This window comes from Micromonospora sp. NPDC023888 (assembly GCF_040639415.1).
Taxonomy (GTDB): Bacteria; Actinomycetota; Actinomycetes; order Mycobacteriales; family Micromonosporaceae; genus Micromonospora.
This window is the reverse complement of sequence record NZ_JBEZZW010000116.1, coordinates 1-1,004: the sequence shown is the minus strand read 5'-3', so window position 1 is coordinate 1,004 and position 1,004 is coordinate 1. Positions and strand designations below refer to the sequence as shown.

Sequence of the window (1,004 nt, the reverse complement as noted above, 5' to 3'; positions counted from 1 at the left end):
CCGCGCGGTCCTCTCCCGCGAGCAGCTGCTCGCGGAGGTCTGGGACTGGGCGGACGCGTCGGGCACCAGGACCGTGGACAGCCACATCAAGGCGCTGCGCCGCAAGATCGGCGCCGAGCGGATCCGTACGGTGCACGGTGTCGGATACGCGCTGGAGACGCCCGCCCCATGACGTCGCTCCGGTCCCGGCTGCGTTCGGTCTCGATCTCGATCAAGACCAAACTGGGCACGCTCGTCGTCGTCTCGGTCTTCATCACGACCGGGCTGCTGATGGTGGCCCTGCGCACGGAGACCGAGCTGCGTTTCATCACCGTCTTCTCGGTGATCGCCACGCTGCTGATCACCCAGTTCGTGGCGCACGGCCTGACCGCGCCGCTGGACGAGATGAACACGGTGGCGAAGTCGATCTCGCACGGCGACTACACGCGCCGGGTGCGGGGCGCCGACCGCCGGGACGAGCTCGGCGACCTGGCCTCCACCATCAACCGCATGGCGGACGACCTGGAGGCCGTGGACCGGCACCGCAAGGAGCTGGTGGCCAACGTCTCGCACGAGCTGCGCACCCCGATCGCGGCGCTCCGCGCGGTGCTGGAGAACGTGGTGGACGGGGTGTCCGCCGCCGATCCGGAGACGATGCGCACGGCGCTGAAGCAGACCGAGCGGCTGGGCCGGCTGGTGGAGACGCTGCTGGACCTGTCACGGCTCGACAACGGTGTCGTACCGCTGCGGTCGCGGCGCTTCGAGGTGTGGCCGTACCTGTCGGGGGTGCTGAAGGAGGCCAATCTGGCCGCCGCGCAGCGCGGGCTCAGCTCCGGCTCGGGCAGCCACACGCGCACGGACGTGCACCTGCACCTGGACGTGTCGCCGCCCGAGCTGACCGCGCACGCGGACAGCGAGCGGCTGCACCAGGTGGTGGCGAACCTGATCGACAACGCGGTCAAGCACTCCCCGCCGCACGGCCGGGTGACGGTACGGGCCCGGCGGGGCCGGCAGCCGGAGTCGCT

2 protein-coding genes are annotated in these 1,004 nt (G+C 71.1%); both read left to right on the top strand.

Annotated elements, in window-relative coordinates:
• On the top strand, nt 1-172 hold a 172-nt coding region (locus AB0F61_RS34320; RefSeq protein ID WP_357818593.1), incomplete at its 5' end, for a winged helix-turn-helix domain-containing protein.
• The coding region (locus AB0F61_RS34315; RefSeq protein WP_357818591.1) for a histidine kinase dimerization/phospho-acceptor domain-containing protein at nt 169-1,004 on the top strand (836 nt) is incomplete at its 3' end. The genes AB0F61_RS34320 and AB0F61_RS34315, both read left to right, overlap by 4 nt.